The sequence below is a fragment of the Actinopolymorpha pittospori genome (assembly GCF_014873875.1).
GTDB lineage: Bacteria > Actinomycetota > Actinomycetes > Propionibacteriales > Actinopolymorphaceae > Actinopolymorpha > Actinopolymorpha pittospori.
Window position 1 is genome coordinate 5,880,761 of the sequence record NZ_JADBEM010000001.1, and the last position, 21,104, is coordinate 5,901,864.

Sequence of the window (21,104 nt, forward strand, 5' to 3'; positions counted from 1 at the left end):
GACACATCCGTCGCCGGGATTGAGGTGGCCTTGGCGCGACGCTGCCCCGGGCGCCGTGCCGGTTTGCTGGCGCCACCAGGTCTTGACCGCTCGATGCAGTTAACCCGCCCGCGGCCCGACTCATCATGGTGGCCGCTCCCGGCCAGCCTGGTTCGCCCTCGGCCCCCCGTGTCCCGCGCAAGCCCGCTTTGACAGCAATGAGGCGCGGCCGAGCCGTCTACGAAGCAGGTCGCCGCCGCGCTCGACATACCGCGAGCGCCGGGTCTTCAAAGCAGAGCCGGCGACGCGTGCATCAGGCGGCCGGGGAGGGGCGATGTCAACGATGGCTGGTGTGGTCGAGCATGTAGGTGGCGTCCTTGCTCATGTGCCTCGTCCTCGGTTCGAGTCGGGAGCGAGCCGCCTTCGTTGATAGTGATGTTGTAGGCGCATGCTTCTAAGCGGCCGTGAGTATGAGTGCGTCGCCTTGTCCGCCTCCGCCGCATAGTGTTGCGGCGGCGGTTCCGTGGCCGCTTCGGTGCAGTTCCATCGCCAGGTGCAGCACGAGTCGCGCGCCGCTCATGCCGGGCGGGTGGCCGAGTGCGATGGCGCCGCCGTGAATGTTGACTCGCTCCTCGATCTCTGTGTCGGTGAGGCCGAGGTCCCGGGCGCTGGCGAGGACCACGGCGGCGAAGGCTTCGTTGATCTCGATCAGATCGAGTTCGGCGCTGTTGAGGCGTTGGCGTCGGCAAGCTACGCGGATGGCGTGAGCTGGCTGCAGCTGTAGCGAGGTGTCCGGGCCGGCGACCGTGCCGTACGCGCCGATGCGGGCGAGGGGCCTGCAACCGTAGCGGGCCGCGGCGTCCTCGCTCATGATCACCATGGCGGCGGCCCCGTCGGACAGCTGGCTGGAGGAGCCGGCGGTGATGCTGCCGTCAGGGGTGAATGCCGGAGGCAGTTGCGCGAGCACCTCGGCTGTGCAGTCGGCCCGGATGCCTTCGTCGCGGCTGATCAGGTGGTCGTCGCCGTGTCGCTGTGGGACTCGGACTGGCACGATCTCCTCGGCAAGCGTGTCGCTCGACGATGTCGCGAGTCGATGCGAGCGGGCCGAGAGCGCGTCGGCGTCCCTGCGGGCGACTGCAGCATCGCCGGGGTTGCAGGACTCGGTCAGGGCACCCATCGACTGATCGGTGAAGGCGTCCCAGAGCGCGTCGTAGGCAACGTGGTCGAGCATGGTCGCGTCGCCGTATCTGATGCCGTGTCTGGAGTCGCGTAGGAGGTGCGGGGCCTGGGGCATCGACTCCATGCCGCCGGCGACGATGACGTCTGCAAGGCCCGAGCTGATCATCATGTCGGCCATCGCGACAGCGTTGAGTCCGGCCAGGCAGACCTTGTTGACTGACAGTGCCGGGACGGTCAAGGGGATCCGCGCCTTGGCCGCGGCCTGCCGGGCCGGGATCTGACCACAACCCGCTTGGAGAACGTGTCCGAGCACCACTTGGTCGATCTGGTCAGGCTCAACCGCGGCTCGTTTCATGGCCTCTTCGATGGCGATGGCACCGAGGTCGACGGTCGTGCAACCTGCGTGCAACTAGGAGCCGGACCGGCATGGATCAGGCTGGAGAGGGACCACCGCCGGGCCCTGCTCCACCGGTGGGGCGAGTCCTGGACTGATGTGGACAAGTGACGATGCGTTCCTAATCTGTGTCGCGCGGCCAGCAGCGCCTTGACGCATACCCCTGCGCGTAGGTCCCGCCTATCTATACGTGGTTGTACTTCGCAGCGTGGTCCGCGGGTGTCAGTGCTGGCCGATAGTGCGGGCCAGGAACTCGAGGAGTCTGGCTTCTTGGTTGATTGCGTACCTTGCGCGGGTCCATCGCTGGGCGGTGTTCGCGAATCGGAGGTAGCGCAGCGCGTGCATGAGGGCTGCGTCGAAGATCTGCTCGGGAGAGGGGATCGTTCCCGTACTGTTCTTGGCGTAGCCGGCGTAGAAGGCGGCGGCATGGTCGGGATGCCAGGTGAGATCTTCGTCGTGGAAGACGCAGATCAGCGGGTAGCCCAGATCGAGGGCGATCGGTCCGGTTCCGGCGGCGTCCCAGTCCAGCAGCACAAGGTCGCCGTCGGGTCGCTGTCGGACATTGCTCAGGTTGACCTCGCCGTGGATGGTGGCCCCTGGTTGATCGCTGATGCGGCGCACGCGGTGCGTCAGTGAGCGGAAGTCCTCGGCGAACGGGTAGTCACCCGCCTGCTGGTCGAGTTCGTTCGCGGCGGCCTGGACAGGTATCGCGAAGTCTTTCGAGACGGTAGGGAGTGCATGCATCTGAGCCAGAATGGCGCCTAGCCGATGCCAGGTCGGCGCGCTTGACGTCGGCTGACCACCACGGATGTCTTCGAAGACGGTGAGCCGGCGCCCGTCCTTGTCCACGACATACGGTGCCCCGGACAGATCGGGGACGATGGCCGGCACGTGATGTGCCAGCGCCCTGGCAACAGCTAACTGAACGTGTTGCGAGCCTTCAACTCCGGGACCGGGATCGGCGTCAACTTTGACCGCGAAGCAGCCCTGGTCACACACGATCCGTCCGACATATCGAGTCGGGTAGGTCTGTAGGCGCTGGAGTAGCGAGACGCCGGTGAGCCCCCAACCTTCCCTGAGCAGGTTGGACCTCGTCGCACCGTTGCCGAGATTCCCGTCCGACAGCTCGCCATGCACCAGCGTCTCCTCGGTCGGTTCATCGGACAACCACCAGAGACCCTAGCCGTCTCCCGGTCAAGTCCGCGACGTGGTTTGGCCGGCCCCACCGGATCGAGGCCGTGGCCATCCAATGGGTCATCAGCCCAGGGGCCCGGGCAGGTCGCTCCGGGAGGCGCGGGCGAGGGCGGAGCCGACTCCTTGACGTTGGTGATCGCCGGCAACCACCCAGTCGTCCAGCCGTCCGACACGCGGGTCGACGCGTTTCCAGCGTCCTACCAGCGACGTTTCGACGTTGATCCCCAAGATGTGCACTGCCGCATGGTAGGAGAGGGCGGATCGGCCGGGAGATCGCCGCCTGGCGCGTTCTGCGGGGTGGACACGTACGCGCGTGGAGGCCCCCCGTGTCAACCCCCGCGGCGACTACTCCGCCCATCGAGCGCCGCCGCACCGTCGACGTCGAAGGGCGCCGATGCGCGGCCGCGGCTCGGAACCGTCGCCGGCACATCGGGTCGACCCGTGCGAGGTAACCGGCAAGATGTTCTCCGCGCCGAGGAAGTCGGCCACGAATACGGTGCGCGGGCCGTCGTAGATCTCCTGCGGGCTGCCAAGTTGCTCGATCTCGTCCAGGAAGCCTTGACCGCCTACCTCCACGACCTCGACACCGACGAAGTCGACCTCCTGCTCAGCTTGGAGGAAATGCGCGGTGACGAGGAGGAACAGTAGACGCGTGCCCGCATCGACGAGGCGAGAGCGGTATGGCGGGCGTCGTAGTCGTCGACGCGGATGGATCTGCCTCCCCATGGACGCCGGGTCGCGCGGCGGGTCCCTATCCCATGTGGGGGTAGCGGTAGTCGGTCGGCGGGACGAACGTCTCCTTCAGCGTCCGTGGACTCACCCAGCGAATGAGGTTCCACAGCGACCCGGCCTTGTCGTTGGTGCCGCTGGCCCGCGAACCACCGAAAGGTTGTTGCCCCACGACGGCGCCGGTCGGCTTGTCGTTGACGTAGAAGTTCCCGGCGGCGTAGCGCAACTCGGCGGCCGCGGTCGCGATCGCTGCGCGGTCCTGGGCGATCACCGCCCCAGTCAGGCCGTACGGCGCGACCGATTCCAGCTGGCGGAGCACCTGGTCGTACGCCGCGTCGTCGTACACGTGAACACCGAGGATTGGCCCGAAGTACTCCGTCGTGAAGATCTCGTTGGTGGGGTCGTCGCTCTCTAGGATGGTGGGCCGGACGAAAAAGCCGGTGCTGTCGTCGTACCTGCCGCCGGCCAGGATGTGGACGGAGTCGGTCGACTTCGCGCGTTCGAGAGCTGCGGCGTGCTTAGCGAAGGCCCGGCCGTCGATGACGGCGCCTATGAAGTTGGACAGGTCGGCGACATCACCCATCGTCAGCGCCTCGGTGTCGGCGACGAGATCGTCGGCGATCCGGTCCCACATGCTGCGCGGGACGTACGCCCGTGACGCGGCGGAGCACTTCTGCCCCTGGTACTCGAACGCGCCGCGGATCAGGGCCGTCTTCAGCACCGCCGGGTCGGCGGAAGCATGCGCGACGATGAAGTCCTTGCCGCCGGTCTCTCCCACGATCCGCGGATAGTTGTGGTAGCTGTCCAGGCCATCGGCGACACCGCGCCACAGCCGCCGGAACGTACGCGTGGACCCGGTGAAGTGGATCCCGGCCAGCGCCGGGTGGCGCAGCGCGACGTTCGACACTGCGATACCGTCACCGGTCAGCAGGTTGATCACGCCGGGCGGCAGGCCGGCCGCCTCGAGCATTCGCATCGTGTGGAAGGCCGCGAGCGTCTGCGTGGGCGAGGGCTTCCACAGCACGACATTACCCATCAGCGCGGGCGCCGTCGGCAGGTTGGTCGCGATCGCCGTAAAGTTGAAAGGCGTGATCGCGTAGACGAACCCCTCCAGTGGACGGTACTCGACGCGGTTCCAGACGCCCAGCGAGGAGATCGGCTGCTCGGCGTAGATCCTTCGTGCATAGGCGGCATTGAAGCGCAGGAAGTCGATCAACTCGCAGGCGGAGTCGATCTCGGCCTGCTGGACCGTCTTGCTCTGGCCCAGCATGGTGGCGGCGTTGAGGGTGTCCCGCCAGGGACCCGACGCCAGGTCGGCGGCCCGGAGAAAGATCGCCGCCCGATCGTCGAAGCTCATCGCCTGCCAGTCGGCGGCCGCGTCCTGTGCGGCCTTGATCGCGTCCTCGCCATCCTGTTCGGTGGCGTTGTGCATCGTGCCGAGTAAGTGCCGGTGGTCGTGCGGCATGACCACGGGGATCGGGTCACCGCCGCCCGGCCTCCGGACCCCGCCGACCGTGATCGTGAGGTCGACCTGCTCGGCCGTCATGCTGGCCAGCCGGCGTTGGAGACTGGCGCGCTCCGGGCTTCGCGGCGTGTAGGTGTGGACGGGTTCGTTCCCTGGTGGGGGTACCTGCGTGACGGCATCCATGGTCTGACTCCCGCATTGGTCTCTCTGTCAGGATCGTGCGTGTTCCGAGCGCATTGTCGAGTTGTCGTCGTGAACAACGCACTGCAGCAGACGATGAGCGTTACCACCTCGTTCGCGTGAGTGCCACCGCGAGACGAGCGCTGTGCCTCCGCTCTCAACTCGTCCTCTCTGTGCGTTATTGGTCATCCGCATGGCGATGGGCGTCGCCGATTGGTCAGGGCAAGGGCTCGAGCTCGCTCTGGCCGAGCTTCTCTCGCTCGTGGCGCACCTCGTCGGCCACGCGCGCCAGCAGGGCCGGAGCGTCGTAGACAATGCCGTCCTTGACTGTGTAACGGACTCCGCCGACCCGCTCGAGCTCGCCATCGGGGCGAAGGCGGATCCGGCCTGACCCGTACAGCACCTTGAGGTTCAGCAGCGGGTTTTCGCCTACGACGACCAGATCGGCGATCTTGCCGGGCGTCACGCTCCCCACCACGTCGGCCACACCCAGCAGCTCGGCGGACTGCAAGGTGCCCGCGTTGACCACCTCCAGCGGATGCATCCCGGCCTCGCGGAAAAGCTCCAGCTCCTCGACGCTGCCGAAGCCCCAGAGTTTGAAGCAATTGCCGGGGTCAGTCCCGGTAACAACGCGGCCGCCGCGGTGGTAGTACTCGCTGACGAACGCCATCCACCGCTCGAAGTTGTGCCGCCACGCGACCTCCATCTCGGTCGTCCAGTCGTAGAACACCGAGCCGTGGCTGTGTCGGCTGGGCCGCCAATAACGCCATGACTGCGGCGCCGTGTACGTCCCGTGCCACGGGAGCGTCATCACCTTCTGTGCGTCTCGGTTGCTTGCGTAGACCTCGAAGGTGGGACACAGCGTCGCGTTTAGGCTGATCATCTCGTCGATTACGTCGTTCCAACGCGCCGAGCCCGGCTCGGCGGCCTGCAACCACACCTGTCCGGACTGATAGAAGCGCTCTTGCTCGTCCTCGTAGTTGTAGTCGAGCGGATAGCGCTGGACTCGCCGGTCGGTGAACATCGACTCGGGAATGCCGTACCAGTGCTCGACGCTCGACAGACCCCAGCGCGACGTTTGCAGCGCGTTGGCCTGACCCAACGTGGTCGGCGCATGATGGCATGCGGTGCCGAGGTCAAGCTTGTTGGCTTCGTCGATGGCGGCGCACATGATGTCCGCTTGGTAGCCCATGAACTTCAGGCCGGCCGCTCCGCGCTCAGCGACTGACTGCACCCAGGCTCGCGCCTCATCGGGGCGCCGGAACGGCTCGGTCCGACCCTCCCCGAAGCCCACGTATGGGAAGATCCGCGGCGCCGCGATCTCGTTCTGCGCGCTTCGGTCCGCCTCACGCCGCGTCCAGTCCAATCCGTTACGAAAGCATCCGGGGTCTCGCACGCTCGTCACGCCGTGCGCCAGCCAGAGGTCGTACACGTATTGGGCCGACGGGGCCTTGTTGGGCGAGCCGATGTGGCCGTGGCAGTCGAACAACCCTGGGAGCACGTAGTGGCCCGCCAAGTCGATCACACGTCCGCCCGGCCCTGGCTCTGGCCGGCTCGGGTGCTGCATGCGCGCCGTCGGACTGTCCACGAGGTAGATCGAGTCGATGACGCCGTTTGTGATCACGATGTCTACCGGGCCCTGCGGCGGCGCCAGCGTACCGTCGATGAGGGTGACATCGCGCAAGATCAGCCGTGGATAGGGCCCCTCGCCCACCGTTCGGTCGGGAGCGGAGTGGGTTGTCTTCGCGGCGTCGTCGGTCATTCCGTCTCCATAACGTTGTCGATCGGGACTACGGTCTGGGCGCGGAGCGGGACGCGCCACGACGCCTGCGCCTGTTGCCGCTCGTGAGCCATCGACCAGCACGCCGGCCGATGGCCACGGCAAGCGCTGCGACTCCGGTGGCGCCTCGGAATCGGCGACCGCCTCCGACAGGTACAGCAGGGCGTCGTCGCGGACTGCGATCACGACGGCGTCGCCCGGATCGAAACGGCTGGCGGCTCGCGGCACCTCGGCCGTCACGACTGTGTCCGACGGGCCTGCGGCCAACTGGTACTGCGTGACGCCGCCCAAATATGTGCGTTGCACGATCGTCGCCCGCGCGACCATCTCGTTGGCGCCGTGCTCGGCGCCCGCCTCCCGCACCGCAACGCCGCCGCCGCTCTGCCGGATCCCGATGTAGCTGGCGGGCGGTCGCCCGGCCGCATTGAGTTCGAAGACGTCGTCCGCACATCGGGACGACCCGCGCGAGGTCACCGGCAAGATGTTCTCCACGCCGAGGAAGTCGGCCACGAACACGGTGCGTGGGCTGTTGTAGATCTCCTGCGGGCTGCCAAATTGCTCGATCACGCCGCCGTTGAGCACCGCGATCCGATCGGACATGGCCATCGCCTCCTCCTGATCGTGCGTCACGAACACCGCCGTCTGCTCGATCTTGCGCAGCAGGTTGCGCAACTTGGTGCGGACCTCCTTGCGCAGCTTCACATCCAGGCTCGACAGTGGCTCGTCCACGATCTGCACTGCCACACCGAGATGTTCTTTGGTCCGGGACAGGAGTTTGCCGGCGTAGCCGCCGTCGGACCAGATCAGCTTGATCCGCTGGCAGCAGGCTGTCAGGTGGTGCAGCAGGGTGGGCGGTGCGTCGCGGTTTTGGACCGAAGCGGCACTCACCATGACGGACAGCAGTAGGCCAAGGGTGTCCACGACGATGTGACGTTTCCGACCGTTGAGCTTCTTTCCTTCATAGCCTCTGCTGGGCTTGGCGACGGTCTCAGCCGCCTTCACCGACTGGCGGGTCGATAACGGCAGCCGATGCCGCAGCGGCGGCACGACCCTCGACCAACCGGACCCGATCTCGCAGACAGTCCAGCACGTTCTGGGTGATGCCGGCGGTTTCCCAGGCGGCGAGGTAGTTGTACACCGTCGACCACGGAGGGAAGTCCGCGGGCAGCGACCTCCACTTGGTGCCGTTGTCGACCAGATGGAAGATCGCGTCCACGATGTCACGCCGACAATGCTTCTCCGGGCGGCCGCCCGCCCGTGACAGCGAGGCCGGATCGGGCAGCAACGCCGTTTACCTCCGGCGCCGCGATTGCAGCACGCAATGCTTGGCGGCAGGCGCGGAGCGCGGGGGTGTTGACTGAGGTCTTGCGGGCCGTCGTGAACACGTGACGCAGAGGTCGCCCGGGAAGATCAATCAGTGTTAGGTCCGCGGGCCGACTCCCGAGGAACAGACTTGGGAGTATCCCGCAAGCGTTCCCGCTCTGGATCAGGAGCCGATGCGCGGTGAGATCATCAGTCTGGTAGCGGACGTCCGGTTCGAATCCGGCCGCGCGACACTGCTGAACTGCCCATTCTCGGGCGGCCGTCCCCAACGGTTCCATCACCCAGACGGCGTTACGAAGATCAGCCAGGGATGCCGCCGAACAGTCGGGGGCGATCGCAATGCGCATAGCATCCTCGCACAAGGGCTCGTAGTCGAAGTCGGGCTGGAGATCGCGTGATGTGCCTGGATACTGCTCCGCGATCACAAGATCGAACCGCCGGCCAGCTAGCTCGAACAAGGCCTGTTCGGGAGGAAGCTGGAACATCTCGACGCGCAATCGCGGATGATCACGCTGAAGAGCCGTCAGAGTCCTCGGAAGGGCGGTCAGGGTCGTCGACTGAAGGGCCGACAGCCGGATTGTTCCGGTCACCTGGTCGGACCCGTTTCGCAGCTCATCCCGAATCTGGTCGTGAAGCGCAAGCAATTCGGCGGCTCGCTCTGCGAGCTGTTCTCCCGCTGGTGTGAGCTGCAGGCGGCGCCCAACGGGAATGAAAAGCCCGACACCGGCCTCTCGCTCAAGGATCGCCAGTTGTTGCGATACCGTAGACGGGCTATAGGAGAGCGCTGCAGCAACCGCCGCCACCGTTCCGCGCAAGCGAAACTCATGAAGTAGCCGTAGTCGATGCAGATTCAGCAATTGATCGCTCCACGAGCTCTCTTTCTCTGAGCGATTTGTCCTCGGGGTTAGTAGTGGCGATTGTGTATTCACCATAACGCTGCCAAGTCCGGGCCGAGCACCGCTGCATCGATGCACAAAAAGGCAACCTCATGTCACTGCGATCGATCGGCTTGGAAGTCCTGCCTGCTCCATCGTCGGTGTTGTGATGAGATCGCATTTTCTTTGTTGTAAATTCGGAGCGACGATGTCGTCCTGTTTCGGGGACGCTGTAGGTGCGCCCGTCTGATGAACAGTAAACACTGCCGCGGATCTGGTCCGGCAGCAGGAAGGGCGGCTATCGCCCAGTTTGAGTGTCCGGCTGATGCCAACGACCACGGAGCGTCGTCGCGGTTGACACGTTGCCCGCAACGGCAGACACGTGTTCGGTACGGCCGTGGTCTGCTGGGCCAACGTTCACCGAAAGCAGCTCACCGGTTGAAGCGCGCCGGCATGATTTCCGCGCGGCGATGGCCTGCCCGCCTACTCACGTAGGCTGCGCGTCCCGGCCGGCGCTCATTGAGGAGTCGCCGGACCGGGACGTGCGCTGGAGCCTTTGGCCGTCCTCAGGCAGGTACGTACTCGCCCGGGTCGTCCGCCAGGAGCCGGCTCGCCGCAAGAGAATCCCGGTCAACCGTGATTCCGTCCTTGATGACGTCGCGGATCTTGCCGTAGTTCTCGGGGGCCGCCAGGGGGTCGGCGTCGAGGACTACAAGATCGGCCACCTTGCCGGGAGTCACGGTGCCATAGAGATCGTCCTTGGCGTATGCCTGTGCGATGTAGGCGCTGGCGGAGCGCAGGATCTCCATTGGCGCCAAGCCGCGTTCCCATGCGGCCTGGATCCATAGGAAGTGGCCGCGACCGATCTGGGTGGGCATGTCCGGGACGGTGTCCTCGAGAATGCCGGGCCGGAAGCCGGCGTGGTTCTTGACCCGCTGACCGTAAGCGAAGGCGTCGGTGGTCAACAGGACGCGAGCGCCCTCCTCGATGAACGTGCGGTTGTTCTGGTCGGCAACCGACCGCTTCGTAGCCATGGTGGGCTTCGCCTCGCCAAGCCAGGCGAGATAGCGCTCGGTGACCATCAGGGTCATGCACGGTAGCTCTTTCGTGACGATCTCCGCCATCAACTTCTCGGGGATCGGCGTCCCGCCGGTGACGTCGGGGTGCTGCAGCAGGTCGGCACCGGCCTCGACCTCCATCCGCAGCGACTCGACCGTGGTGGTGTGTGCCTGGACCAGCAGGCCCTTCTCGTGACAGACTTCCACGATCTTCTTCTGGGCCTGCTCGGAGAAGAGCAGGAAGCCTTCGGCTCGGTGGTCGGAGGCAGCGTACTTGATGAAGTCGACGCCGGTTCCGTCGATGTAGTTGGCGATCGCTTCGCCGATCTGGTCGATGGTCATCGAGATGAGTTTCGTGCCGCAGCCAACCTCCCAGATCTCGTTGATGCGGTCCAACGTCTCGGGCTCGAAGGTGAGGCCGGTCTTGAAGAAGTCCTGCGACATGGGGCCTTCGAGGCCGAGGATGTTGCCGGCACAGAAGAACCGGGACCCCCTCCACTTACCGGCGTTGATCGCATCCCGTGCCGCTACCAGCGGCGCAGCCGGACCCCAGGTGTCGAAGACTGTCGTGAGTCCGTACTTGAGAGCGATCTCGGCTGCCTCGAAGGCCAACTCTTCGTAGCGGCCTTCGAACTCCAGAAGCGTGTCCGGCGTGCGAGCGGAGACCAGGTGAATATTTGCGTCCATGAGGCCGGGAATGACATAAGCGCCGGCGAGATCCCGAATCTCGGCGTCAGAGGGAATGTTCACAGAACCAACAGGGCCAGCGGCCTCGATCTTGCCGTCCACGATCAGGATCGTCGAATCCGGGGTCGGGTCGGTTCCTGTGCCATCAATAAGGGTGGCATGCTGCAGGGCTGTGTATTCCGGCATGAGACTCCCTTTTCTGAGGCTGATCATTTGAATCATTGAACAACGTTGGAACCTGTCGCAGGTTTCAGGCAGGTCACAAGTTCCATCGCCGCCAGGCATGGCGTTAGCAATCCGGCTAGCCGTTGCCCCGCTGGTCGTCGTTAGCGGCCGCCACAACTCCTTCCTGGCGGGTGGGGCAGTGACCCATATGTGTCTGATGCTCGCATCCCGTTATGGCCTAGGCGCTGACACCAAGTCAAGGCTTCTAGAAAAATTGTCTGACCTATGGAGGACGCATAAGGGTCCGGTCATCAGGTGCGCCCAGAGGTGATGGCTGGCGACGGGTTCCGTTGAGCGGCACCGACACTGCGCCTAGCAGTTGGTGGCGCATGTTCGTTTCGGCAGTGATCATTCGGTTTTCCCGAATGATCATCGAGACTTTTAGTTGCTATCGCTGGTGTAGCCCCGTCGGGATACTGAAGGCTCCGCTGAGGCCGCGACGCGGATCGCCCACGAGCTCGACCTGTAACAGGAAGGCTGGCCGGTGGGGCGCTGCACGCGGCGGGAGTTTGGCCTGTCCGTCAACTCTCAAAGGAGCGCTCTCTGTCATGCCAGACGTCAAGTTCATCCGGTTCGAACATGACCGCTTCGGCCCACTCCATCCCTGGGGGGTACCCGATCGGCGCGCGGCACGAGTGGCTTATGAGCCATGAACGGGTTCAGGCGGCGGACTGCGAAGCGTACGCCGCTACTTCGAGCCAGATCTGTTTGATCCAGCAGAATGGGCGCCGCCGACAGGAGGTGCCTACACATGGTCAGGTCCGTGAGTAGCTGACGGATACGCCGACGTTGCCAATGTAGACACGAATGTGTTCGCTGGACTGCTAGCCGTTTCGTAGCTACCGTGTCATCTCCCGTCGGCCTCCAAATACACTTTCCTAGCAGAGATAGGACTTCGACCCATGACCTGTCTTCGCAGACTTGTCGTTGCCGTCGTAGCATCATCTGCCCTGTCGCTTGCCGCCTGCGGGGGTGGAGGTGGCGTCAAATCCAGCAGTGCAGGCATCGACGGGTTCGTCACCGGGAAGGACGGTTTCGCGCTGTATACCGGTGACCCGAAGCAGGGTGGGACGATCACGATCTTCAGCGCGGTCGACTTCGCCCACCTCGACCCGGCCTTGGGTACCGGCGGCGACGTGACCAACATGTATCAGCTGATCTATCGCCAGCTCACCGGCTACAAGTACGACTACAAGACCGGCAAGCTCACGCTGGTGCCAGATCTGGCGACCGACACCGGCACGCCGAACAAGGATGCAACCGTCTGGACCTACCACCTCAAGGACGGGATCTCCTTCGAGGACGGCAGCCCGATCACCGCCGAGGACGTGAAGTTCGGGATCCAGCGCTCGATGGCGCCGGAGTTGTCCGGCGCGAGCGACTACATGAGGCAGTATCTGAAGGGCGCCCAGGACTACAAGGGCGTCTTCGAGGATCCGAAGGGCCTCGATTCGATCAAAGTGGTGGACGACAAGACCATCGAGTTCCACCTGAACCAGACAATGGCAGCCTTCCCCAACATCGTGGCCCAGCCGTCGACGACACCGTTCCCGAAGGACAAGGTGACCTCGCCGGACCAGCTCGACAAGCAGCCGATCGCCAGCGGACCCTACCGCGTGAAGAGCTTCACCCACGGGCAGAAGCTGGTGATGGTGCGCGACGAGCACTGGGACCGCAAGACCGACGACCTGCGGAAGGCGTACCCGGACAGCTTCGAGTTCGTGCTGAATCTTGACCAGAACACCATCGACCAGCGCCTGTTGTCCGGCCAAGGCAAAGATGTGAACGCTCTGGCATCCAGCACCAACCCGATCCTGCCGTCCGCGCTCCCACGCATCCAGCAGGACCCGAAGCTCAGGGCGCGTACGGTCCACGACCTGGCGAACTGCACGTGGTTCATGTCGATGAAGATGACGGTCAAGCCGCTGAACAACCTCAAGGTGCGGCAGGCGATCAACTACGCCACGGACAAGGTGGCGATGGTCAATGCCACCGGCGGGCCGGTCTTCGCCGGGCCGGCCGACGACATGCTGTTGCCGAACACTCCGGGCCGGGTCGACTTCGATCTGTATCCGAGCAAGGGGCACCGCGGTGACCCGGCGAAGGCGAAGCAGTTGCTTGCCGAGGCCGGCTATCCCAACGGCATCAAGCTGACTATGGACGTGCGCGGCATTCCGAAGTGGCAGAACCAGGCCGAGGCGGTCCAGCAGTCGCTCGCCAAGGCAGGCATTGACGTAAAGCTCAACGTCATCGATGCGGCGAACTTCTACGACGTGATCGCCACCCCGAGTCAGCAGCACGACATGGCCATCTCCGGAACGTGCTCGACCGGCTGGAACTCGGGCCTACCGCTGTTGACGCGGACGAACAACGGCCACTACATCACCGAGACGGCCAACAGCAACATCTCCCAGCTCAACGACCCGAAGATCAACGCCGCGTTCCAGAAGGCGGAGGTCATGTCCGACATCGACGAGCAGAACAAGGCGTACGGAGAGATCAACAAGATGATCGCCGAGCGCGCGCCCCGGGTGCCGTTGTTGCGGGAGACCCCGCTCCAGGTTGTCGGGGAGAACATCGGCGGCGCGTACGCCCATGCGGCGCGGACTGGGTACGTCGGCTACGCCGACCTCGGCCTGATCGACCCGGAGCGCTGAGGCATGGCCGTCTCGGTATCCACTGCGATAGAGCGGCTGGAGAATCCGGTCTCCACCGGTGGGCCTGGCCGGTCCCGCGCTCGGGTCTGGCGCAGCCTGCTGCGCAAGCCCTCGGTGGCGCTGTCGGTGGGCTTCCTCGTCCTGGTCGCGCTGCTGGCGATCTTCGCGCCGGTGATCACCGCGATCAGCGGCCACGGTCCGTACGAGTTCAACGAGTCTGCGCTGAACGCTGCGGCCGGCGGTATTCCGGCCGGACCGGCGGGCGGCATCAGTGCCGATCACTGGTTCGGGGTAGAGCCGCAGAAGGGCCGTGACACCTTCGCCAGGATCGTTTACGGCGCGCGCGTCTCGATGTTGATCGGCATCTCTGCCACTGCCGTCACCACCGTACTGGGCGTGACGCTCGGCATGCTGGCCGGATTCTTCGGCGGCCGGGTCGACCAGATCATCTCCCGGATCATGGACTTCCTGATGGCCTTCCCAGCGCTCATCTTCATGATCGCCGTGCTCTCGGCCATCCCGCAGGGCAACCGCCCGATGCTGTTGGTGATCGTGCTCAGCATCTTCAGCTGGACGCATACCGCGCGGGTAATCCGCGGGCAGACCATGTCGCTGGCCAACCGCGAGTTCGTCGAGGCGGCCCATGCCTCCGGTGCCGGGCCGTTGACAATCACCTTCAAAGAGATCCTGCCGAATCTGTCGGGCACGGTGATCGTGATGGCAACGCTAGCGGTGCCCCGCTTCATCGCCACTGAGGCCGGCCTCTCCTTCCTCGGTGTCGGTGTCACGCCGCCGACACCGTCGTGGGGTCAGATGATCGCGACGGCCGTTCCGTGGTACTCCGCCGACCCGATGTTCTTCGCCATTCCCGGCATGTTCCTCTTCCTCACGGTGTTCTCCTTCACCGTCCTCGGCGACAACCTGCAGCAGGCCTGGGCGACAGGAGGTCGGGCGTGACTGTCCTTCCGTACCTCGGGAAGCGGCTGCTGGCGGCGCTGATCACCCTGCTGGCCGTGGTCTTCTTCACCTTCGCCGTCTTCTTCTGGCTGACACCGGATCCGGCGTCGAGTATCTGCGGCGAGACCTGCACGCCCGATCAGATCGATGCGATCCGGCACCAGTTGGGCATCGACCAACCCTTCCTCGAGCAGTTCTGGACCTTCCTCACCGGCATCTTCGTCGGCCGTACCTACGGCTCCGGCGCGTCGGCCATCCACTGCGCCGCACCGTGTATCGGCCACAGCTTCCAGTCGGGGGCAGATGTGCTGCACACGATCGTCCAGCGGATGCCGGTGTCGATCACCGTCGCCGCCGGGGCGGCCGTGCTCTGGCTGCTGGTCGGTGTCTCGGGCGGGATGATCTCAGCGGTCAGGAAGGGCACCTGGTGGGACAAGGGAGCCATGATGGTGGCGCTGGCCGGCATCTCGCTGCCCAACTACTTCGTCGCTCTGGTGCTGCAGTACCTGCTCGTGGTCAAGCTCCAGTGGCTGCCGTTCCCGGCACTTGTCCCGTTCGGCGAGGACCCGGTGGCCTGGTTCGAGACCTATCTGATGCCGTGGATCGTGCTCGCTCTGATGTATGCGTCCATGTACGCCCGCCTGACCCGTACCAACATGCTCGACACCCTCGGGGAGAACTTCATGCGGACGGCCCGGGCCAAGGGGCTGGCGCGCCGGCCGATCTTGTTCCGGCACGCGCTCCGGCCGTCCCTCACCCCGGTGGTGACCCTGCTCGGCATGGATTTGGCCACCCTGCTCGGCGGTGCCTTGATCACCGAGACCGTGTTCGGCCTCAGCGGGATCGGCAAGTTGGCCTACGACGCCATCGGCACCAATGACCAGCCGGTGATCATGGGGGTGACGCTGGTCGCGGCGTTCGCCGTCGTCCTCGCCAACATCGTCGTCGATCTGACCTATTCGATCCTCGATCCGAGAGTCCGGGTGGGTGCCCGATGAGTAGCGAGAGTACGAGCCCGGCGGCGGACGCCAACGCGTCGTCGACGATGCTCGCCGTGCAGAACCTGACCGTCAGCTTTCCGGCTTTCGGGTCGACGGTCGTGGAGGACATCAGCTTCACGATCGAGAAGGGTAGGACGGTCGGACTGGTCGGTGAGTCCGGATCCGGGAAGTCCATGTCAGCGCTGGCGATCATGGGCCTGCTGCCGGAGGGCGCCGAGGTGAGCGGATCGGTCGCGTTCTGGGGGGATGAGCTGCTCGGCCTGGCGGACACCGCGATGCGCCGACTGCGAGGGGACCGGATGGCGATGATCTTCCAGGACCCGCTGTCGTCGCTGAATCCGTACTACACGGTGGGTTTCCAGATCGCCGAGGCGTATCTGGCCCACCGTGGCGGCACCCGGCGGCACGCCCTCAGCCTTGCGTCCGAGGCCATGGACCACGTGCGGATCCCCGACGCGGGACGACGCGTCAGCCACTACCCACACCAGTTCTCGGGCGGTATGCGGCAACGGGTGATGATCGCCATGGCGCTGGTCTGCCAGCCCGATCTGGTCATCGCCGACGAGCCGACGACGGCGCTGGACGTCACCGTCCAGGCGCAGATCCTCACCCTGATGTCCGACCTCCAGGACAGCACCGGCGCCGGAATGCTGTTCATCACCCACGATCTCGCCGTGGTCAGCGAGGTGGCCGACTCCATCGTGGTGATGCGGAACGGGCACACAGTCGAGCAGGGCACCGCGGAAGCGATCTTCTCCCGCCCCAGCAACGACTACACCCGAGCGCTGCTCGCGGCCACTCCCAGGCTGGACGACGTCGTCGAGCTGCCCGAACCGATCCGGGAGGCGCGATGAGCACGCCGGCGTACACGCCACTGCTGCGCGCACGTGATCTTGTCAAGGAGTTCAAACAGCCCGGCCGGAAGGCCTTTCGTGCCGTCGACGGCATCAACTTCGAGCTGGCCCAGCGGGAGACCCTCGGCATCGTCGGGGAGTCAGGCTCCGGCAAATCGACGACCGCCCGGATCGTGGCACGCCTGATCGATCCGACATCGGGCTCGGTCGAGTTCCACGGTGAGGACGTCACCCGACGGTCCGGCGCCGCACTCCGAGACTTCCGCGGCAGCGTCCAGGTGGTCTTCCAGGACCCGTACTCCTCGCTCAATCCCCGGCAAACGGTCGAGCAGATCATCTCGGCACCGCTGCGCTATCAAGGGCGCAAGGCCACCGGTGGCTATCGGAAGGTGGTCAAGGAGGCCATGGCGCGGGTAGGGCTTGATCCCGATCACTCCGACCGCTACCCGGCGCAGTTCTCCGGCGGGCAGGCACAGCGGATCGGGATCGCCCGCGCGCTCGTCGTCCGACCCAAGCTCGTGATCTGCGACGAGGCGGTGTCGGCGCTGGACGTCTCCGTCCAGGCACAGGTCCTCGACCTGCTCCGCGATCTTCAACGGGAGCACGACCTCAGCTACATCTTCATCGCCCACGACCTCGCCGTCGTGCGGCAGATCGCCCACACCGTCGCCGTCATAAGTGGCGGCCGGGTGGTCGAGCAGGGCCCCCGCGACGCAATCTTCGACGATCCGCAGCACGAGTACACCAAGACCCTGCTCTCCGCCGTACCGCGCATCAACCCCGCCTGGGACTCCGTGCGGACGGGGCTGGGCCGGGAAGGGACATGATCAGGTGACGACCGAGGACACCGTCAACAACAGCACGACCAAGGGCGATGCGAAGGAGAAGGCGACTGAGACGACGGTCGGCCCGCTCCGAATTCACTTCTCGTCGGCGCCGGCGTCGACTATCTGGCAGATGTGCCGTGTTGGATCGCCAGCAACGCGGAGCCCAGCCCCGCCGGGCCGACCTAGCCTTCACCTACGCGATGACCACCGGCTTCGCCAACGCCGTCGTCAAGGGCGTATCGCGGCTACACCAGGAATCATGATCTCGTCCAGCGGGGTGATCAGGGATGTGACTCGTCCATCTGCGACATGGCAAAGCCGAATCCCTCGGCAGGTCTTGTTCGAGAGCAGCCTCCAGAACAAGCACCGAGATCCCCGGACTGGTGCAGCGGGCGGGACTGCAGGTCGACCGTAGGCCAACCACCACAGCGGACCGGCGACACAAACATCAGCTCGGGATACAATCAGGAAGGATCTCAATGACGTCCACTACAGGACACCTCCTGCCGGTGGTGGTGATCGAAACCACCCTCGGCAGCATCGAGGTCGAACTCGACGCCGGCGCGGCGCCGATAACTACTGCGAATTTCCTCTTCCGTCTGGACAGCGGGCTCTACGACGGCGGGCGTATGCACCGTACGGTGACGTTGGAGAATCAGACGTCGATTTCCGGGAAGACGGTCGACACCTCGGTCGCCATCGAGGTGATCCAGGGCGGAGCCGATCCGGGGAAGATCGCAGAGGAGCTGCAGCCGATTCCGCTTGAGCGCACCAGTGTCACCGGGCTCAGGCATATCGATGGTGCGATCTCAATGGCGCGCGGCGGCACGGACACCGCGAAAGAGCAGTTCTTCATCTGCGTTGGCGACCAGCCGTCGCTCGATTTCGGTGGCCTGCGTAATCCGGACGGTCAGGGATTCGCAGCCTTCGGCCATGTCACCTCCGGCATGGATGTCGTACACGCGATCCATCAGTCCCCACAGGACGGTCAGCGCCTCGATCCGCCAATCAAGATCAGGAAGGTATTCCGCAAGTGAGCGTGCGTTGCGCGGCATCCCTTCGCGCTCGTCGTCCGAGCCTGCGTGGCGTTGCGCACGAAGGATCCGACGCTTGATGGTGCCGAAATCCGCCTCCTCCGCCGCCTCCTCCTCACCACCACCGTCGAGTTCGGCGAGTGTACCTTCGACGTACCGGCGGGGCAGGTCGAGCTTGTCAGCGATTCGGTGCAGTTGGTCGGCGTTCTGGAGCCGCTGTTCACGCCAGAAGTCCGATCCACCCTCGGCGTCAGCATGCAAGATGTCCGCTTGCCGCCCTGCGCGTGCCGCCACCTGCCGGAGGCGACGTTCACGCTCCTCAGATGGGGTGCTTGGCTGCGTCGCCTGGAGGATGTCGTCCCTCGCGCCCGCGAGGCCCCCGGAGGTGTTCGGCGGCATCGCGTCCAGTTCGGCGATCGCGCCCTCGATGTTCTGCTGGGGTTGGGCTTCTGACCCTGCCGGCCCGACCTGCTCCGCCTGGTCGCGTTCCTCGCCGGCGGGCGCGTCCAGCATGTGCGCGATGCGGCGTAGGTTCTCCGCGCCCTGGCGGTTCGTCTCGCCCTTTACTCACCTCGAATGGAGCCCCAGCGTGACCGCAACCAGTGCCCCGTGGCACGGCGTCTTCGCCGCGACCGCGTTGCCAATGGCGGCCGATCTCACGGTCGACGATGAGCGTTTCCCCGAGCGCAGCTCCCGATGGACCGACATGTGCAGCAGCCGATCCGTCGCCGCCGTCGACTCGCACACCGAGGGGATGTCGACGCGGGTTGACAACGGCGCGGTGATTACCAACGACAGGCTGGCGATCGACCAGGCCAGCGAACGGCTGCGGTTCGCCGATGGCGACTGCTGCGTCAACGACAAGCCCTCTGGTGCGGCGGTCGGTCGACAACCCTTCTACGGTTCCTGGGCGTCGGGCACCAACGAAAACGCAGGCTCGATCCTGAACCTGCATCGTCGGGTCTATCCCCGAGCGATCAGGGAATGCGCGATCAACCCGACCGTCCTCGTCTACTCGCATCAGCTTTCCGAGGCTTGATCATGCCGATCTTGAGACGACTTCTGCTCGCTTCGGCCCGTTCGGCCAAGCTCGGCTCGCTGGCCGAACGGTCTCGGCTGGTCCGCCCCGTAGTCGACCGGTTTGTCGCCGGTAGCAGCGAGGCGGACGCCGTGCACACCACCGGAAGGCTGCTCAGCAGCGGGCTGAACGTCACGCTCGACTTTCTCGGTGAGGACGCCGATTCGGCCGAGCAGACCGCAGCGACCGTCGCGGCTTACTGCTCGGTGATCAATGCACTTGGTCGGGCCACCGCCGGCGGCCGAGCCGAGGTTTCGGTCAAGCTCAGCGCACTGGGCCAAGCGCTACCGCGCGATGGCGACAAGATCGCTCTCGAGAACGCGCGGCAGATATGCGAGGCAGCTGCGGCCGCCGACACGACAGTGACGCTCGACATGGAGGACCACACCACCACCGACCGCACCCTCGGCACGTTGCAGGATCTGCGGGCCGACTTCCCCTGGGTCGGTGTGGCGTTGCAGGCCTACCTGACCCGCACCGCCGGCGATTGCCGGGACCTATCCGGCCCCGGGTCCCGTGTTCGCTTGTGCAAAGGTGCTTATGCCGAACCGACATCAGTCGCGTATCAGGGCAACGCGGTGAACGACTCCTACCGTAGCTGCCTCGAGATCCTGCTGTCTGGTGAGGGCTATCCAATGATCGCCACGCACGATCCTAAGATGATCAGCGCCGCCCGGGAGTTGATCGTTCGGCAGAACCGGACACCGGATAGCTACGAGTTTCAGATGCTGCTGGGTATCCGACCGGAGGAACAGCGGGCACTGGTGGGGTCGGGCAACCGGGTGCGGATCTACGTGCCGTATGGGGGACAGTGGTACGCCTATTTCATGCGGCGGCTGGCCGAACGGCCGGCGAATCTTACGTTCTTCCTGCGGGCATTGGCCTCGGGTAGGTAATTACTGGACAGCTCACCCCACGGGTCGCGCCGACCTCGGGCGGATCTACTCGCGCAAGAATGCGCCGACGAAGGCCTGAAGGAACTCGCCGGAATCGGTACCCCGCACGCTATTGCCGGGCATCGGTACCTCCGGTGCAGCCCGCCTGCGAGTCGAGGTCGGCGAGATCACCCGCTTACCGTCCGAGGCACACTTCGCTTTCTGGAAGGGCACCGGGCCGGAGTGCAATTCGAGTGCGCTCTATTGATCGATCTGTGCGTCCGCCGGTCCGCGCATAGCGCGCTGCTCGACGGCTCTGCGCGGCCTCGCCGCTGACCGGGGGCCGCTGGCGAGTTGTCGTTGCGGTCGTTCGGCCCACGGCAGATGGTGGCCGGAGTGCTTGCCGGTTAGCCGACCTGTTCCGGCTCCCCGAAGGCGCTTCCGCGACACTCTGCCGTGCTGGACCCCGCGCAGACAGCGACGCTCATGCGGCTGCGTCGACCATCGTCGAGAAGCGAGTCGTCACACCCTGGTCCTCGCGATGACCGGCCGATCCTCGGCTGCGGCGTATACGCGGCGAAGATCTGTGTGCTGCGACGAACTCGCAGGTCAGAGCGTGGTTGGCGTCTTTCTGTAAAACCGTCGGCTTCGCCTACACTGGTTCGAACCCAGTACCTGCCACAGCACTACGAACGGCCCCTGACCTGCACAAACAGGTCCGGGGCCGTTCGCGTAGCGGGGTGTTCGAGGTGA

19 protein-coding genes are annotated in these 21,104 nt (G+C 65.3%); 11 read left to right on the forward strand and 8 right to left on the reverse strand.

Going from position 1 to position 21,104, the window contains the following annotated elements:
- Positions 1–433: 433 nt before the first annotated feature.
- The 3 genes from HEB94_RS27460 to HEB94_RS27470 all read right to left on the reverse strand — a co-directional run bounded on the left by HEB94_RS27460 (position 434) and on the right by HEB94_RS27470 (position 2,983).
- On the reverse strand, positions 434–1,567 hold the full coding sequence (locus tag HEB94_RS27460; RefSeq protein WP_273376528.1) for an acetyl-CoA C-acyltransferase: 1,134 nt from the start codon (positions 1,565–1,567) through the stop codon (positions 434–436).
- A gap of 207 nt (positions 1,568–1,774) precedes the next feature.
- A complete protein-coding gene (locus HEB94_RS27465; RefSeq protein ID WP_192752573.1) occupies positions 1,775–2,551 on the reverse strand; it encodes a phosphotransferase in 777 nt (258 codons plus the stop codon).
- A gap of 258 nt (positions 2,552–2,809) precedes the next feature.
- Complete coding sequence (locus tag HEB94_RS27470) at positions 2,810–2,983, reverse strand: GNAT family N-acetyltransferase (protein ID WP_192752574.1); 174 nt, start codon at positions 2,981–2,983, stop codon at positions 2,810–2,812.
- Between the two features lie 204 nt (positions 2,984–3,187).
- On the opposite strand from HEB94_RS27470, the gene HEB94_RS27475 reads away from it, so the two are divergent.
- Positions 3,188–3,394, forward strand: a complete 207-nt coding sequence (locus HEB94_RS27475; RefSeq protein WP_192752575.1) for a hypothetical protein — start codon at positions 3,188–3,190, stop codon at positions 3,392–3,394.
- A gap of 103 nt (positions 3,395–3,497) precedes the next feature.
- On the opposite strand, the gene pruA is transcribed toward HEB94_RS27475, so the two are convergent.
- From pruA to HEB94_RS27500, 5 genes are all read right to left on the reverse strand, one after another.
- Positions 3,498–5,123 carry an L-glutamate gamma-semialdehyde dehydrogenase gene (gene pruA, locus HEB94_RS27480; protein WP_192752576.1) on the reverse strand — a complete coding sequence of 542 codons (1,626 nt, stop codon included), beginning with the start codon at positions 5,121–5,123 and terminating at the stop codon, positions 3,498–3,500.
- 214 nt (positions 5,124–5,337) lie between these two features.
- Positions 5,338–7,902 carry an amidohydrolase family protein gene (locus HEB94_RS27485; protein ID WP_192752577.1) on the reverse strand — a complete coding sequence of 855 codons (2,565 nt, stop codon included), beginning with the start codon at positions 7,900–7,902 and terminating at the stop codon, positions 5,338–5,340.
- Positions 7,889–8,185: a transposase gene (locus HEB94_RS27490; RefSeq protein WP_192752578.1), complete on the reverse strand. Its 297-nt coding sequence runs from the start codon at positions 8,183–8,185 to the stop codon at positions 7,889–7,891. Before HEB94_RS27490 ends, HEB94_RS27485 begins: the two co-directional genes overlap by 14 nt.
- A complete protein-coding gene (locus HEB94_RS27495) occupies positions 8,121–9,080 on the reverse strand; it encodes a LysR family transcriptional regulator (protein ID WP_192752579.1) in 960 nt (319 codons plus the stop codon). The genes HEB94_RS27490 and HEB94_RS27495 overlap by 65 nt, the downstream gene beginning before the upstream one ends.
- Before the next feature lie 584 nt (positions 9,081–9,664).
- The gene (locus HEB94_RS27500) at positions 9,665–11,128 is read right to left on the reverse strand and encodes an amidohydrolase family protein (RefSeq protein ID WP_192752580.1); all 1,464 of its coding nucleotides are present in this window, start codon (positions 11,126–11,128) and stop codon (positions 9,665–9,667) included.
- 842 nt (positions 11,129–11,970) lie between these two features.
- Between HEB94_RS27500 and HEB94_RS27505 the strand changes: the two genes are divergently transcribed.
- From HEB94_RS27505 to HEB94_RS54810, 10 genes are all read left to right on the forward strand, one after another.
- Complete coding sequence (locus tag HEB94_RS27505) at positions 11,971–13,725, forward strand: ABC transporter substrate-binding protein (RefSeq protein ID WP_192752581.1); 1,755 nt, start codon at positions 11,971–11,973, stop codon at positions 13,723–13,725.
- Between the two features lie 3 nt (positions 13,726–13,728).
- Positions 13,729–14,682: an ABC transporter permease subunit gene (locus tag HEB94_RS53745; RefSeq protein ID WP_192752582.1), complete on the forward strand. Its 954-nt coding sequence runs from the start codon at positions 13,729–13,731 to the stop codon at positions 14,680–14,682.
- Positions 14,679–15,680: an ABC transporter permease subunit gene (locus HEB94_RS27515; protein ID WP_192752583.1), complete on the forward strand. Its 1,002-nt coding sequence runs from the start codon at positions 14,679–14,681 to the stop codon at positions 15,678–15,680. The genes HEB94_RS53745 and HEB94_RS27515 overlap by 4 nt, the downstream gene beginning before the upstream one ends.
- Positions 15,677–16,537 (forward strand): ABC transporter ATP-binding protein, encoded by an 861-nt coding sequence (locus tag HEB94_RS27520; protein ID WP_192752584.1) that lies wholly within the window; start codon positions 15,677–15,679, stop codon positions 16,535–16,537. The genes HEB94_RS27515 and HEB94_RS27520 overlap by 4 nt, the downstream gene beginning before the upstream one ends.
- The gene (locus HEB94_RS52750; RefSeq protein ID WP_192752585.1) at positions 16,534–17,364 is read left to right on the forward strand and encodes an ATP-binding cassette domain-containing protein; all 831 of its coding nucleotides are present in this window, start codon (positions 16,534–16,536) and stop codon (positions 17,362–17,364) included. The genes HEB94_RS27520 and HEB94_RS52750 overlap by 4 nt, the downstream gene beginning before the upstream one ends.
- Before the next feature lie 479 nt (positions 17,365–17,843).
- On the forward strand, positions 17,844–18,401 hold the full coding sequence (locus tag HEB94_RS54800) for a peptidylprolyl isomerase (RefSeq protein ID WP_192752586.1): 558 nt from the start codon (positions 17,844–17,846) through the stop codon (positions 18,399–18,401).
- 45 nt (positions 18,402–18,446) lie between these two features.
- Positions 18,447–18,851 (forward strand): hypothetical protein, encoded by a 405-nt coding sequence (locus HEB94_RS54805; RefSeq protein WP_192752587.1) that lies wholly within the window; start codon positions 18,447–18,449, stop codon positions 18,849–18,851.
- 190 nt (positions 18,852–19,041) lie between these two features.
- Entirely contained in the window at positions 19,042–19,437 is a 396-nt protein-coding gene (locus tag HEB94_RS27540; protein ID WP_192752588.1) for a hypothetical protein, read from the forward strand.
- Positions 19,438–19,439: 2 nt separating this feature from the next.
- Positions 19,440–20,372: a proline dehydrogenase family protein gene (locus HEB94_RS27545; protein WP_202896576.1), complete on the forward strand. Its 933-nt coding sequence runs from the start codon at positions 19,440–19,442 to the stop codon at positions 20,370–20,372.
- Positions 20,373–20,484: 112 nt separating this feature from the next.
- Positions 20,485–20,619, forward strand: coding sequence for a transposase (locus HEB94_RS54810; protein ID WP_192752589.1), 135 nt, complete (start codon positions 20,485–20,487; stop codon positions 20,617–20,619).
- The last annotated feature ends 485 nt before the right edge of the window (positions 20,620–21,104 follow it).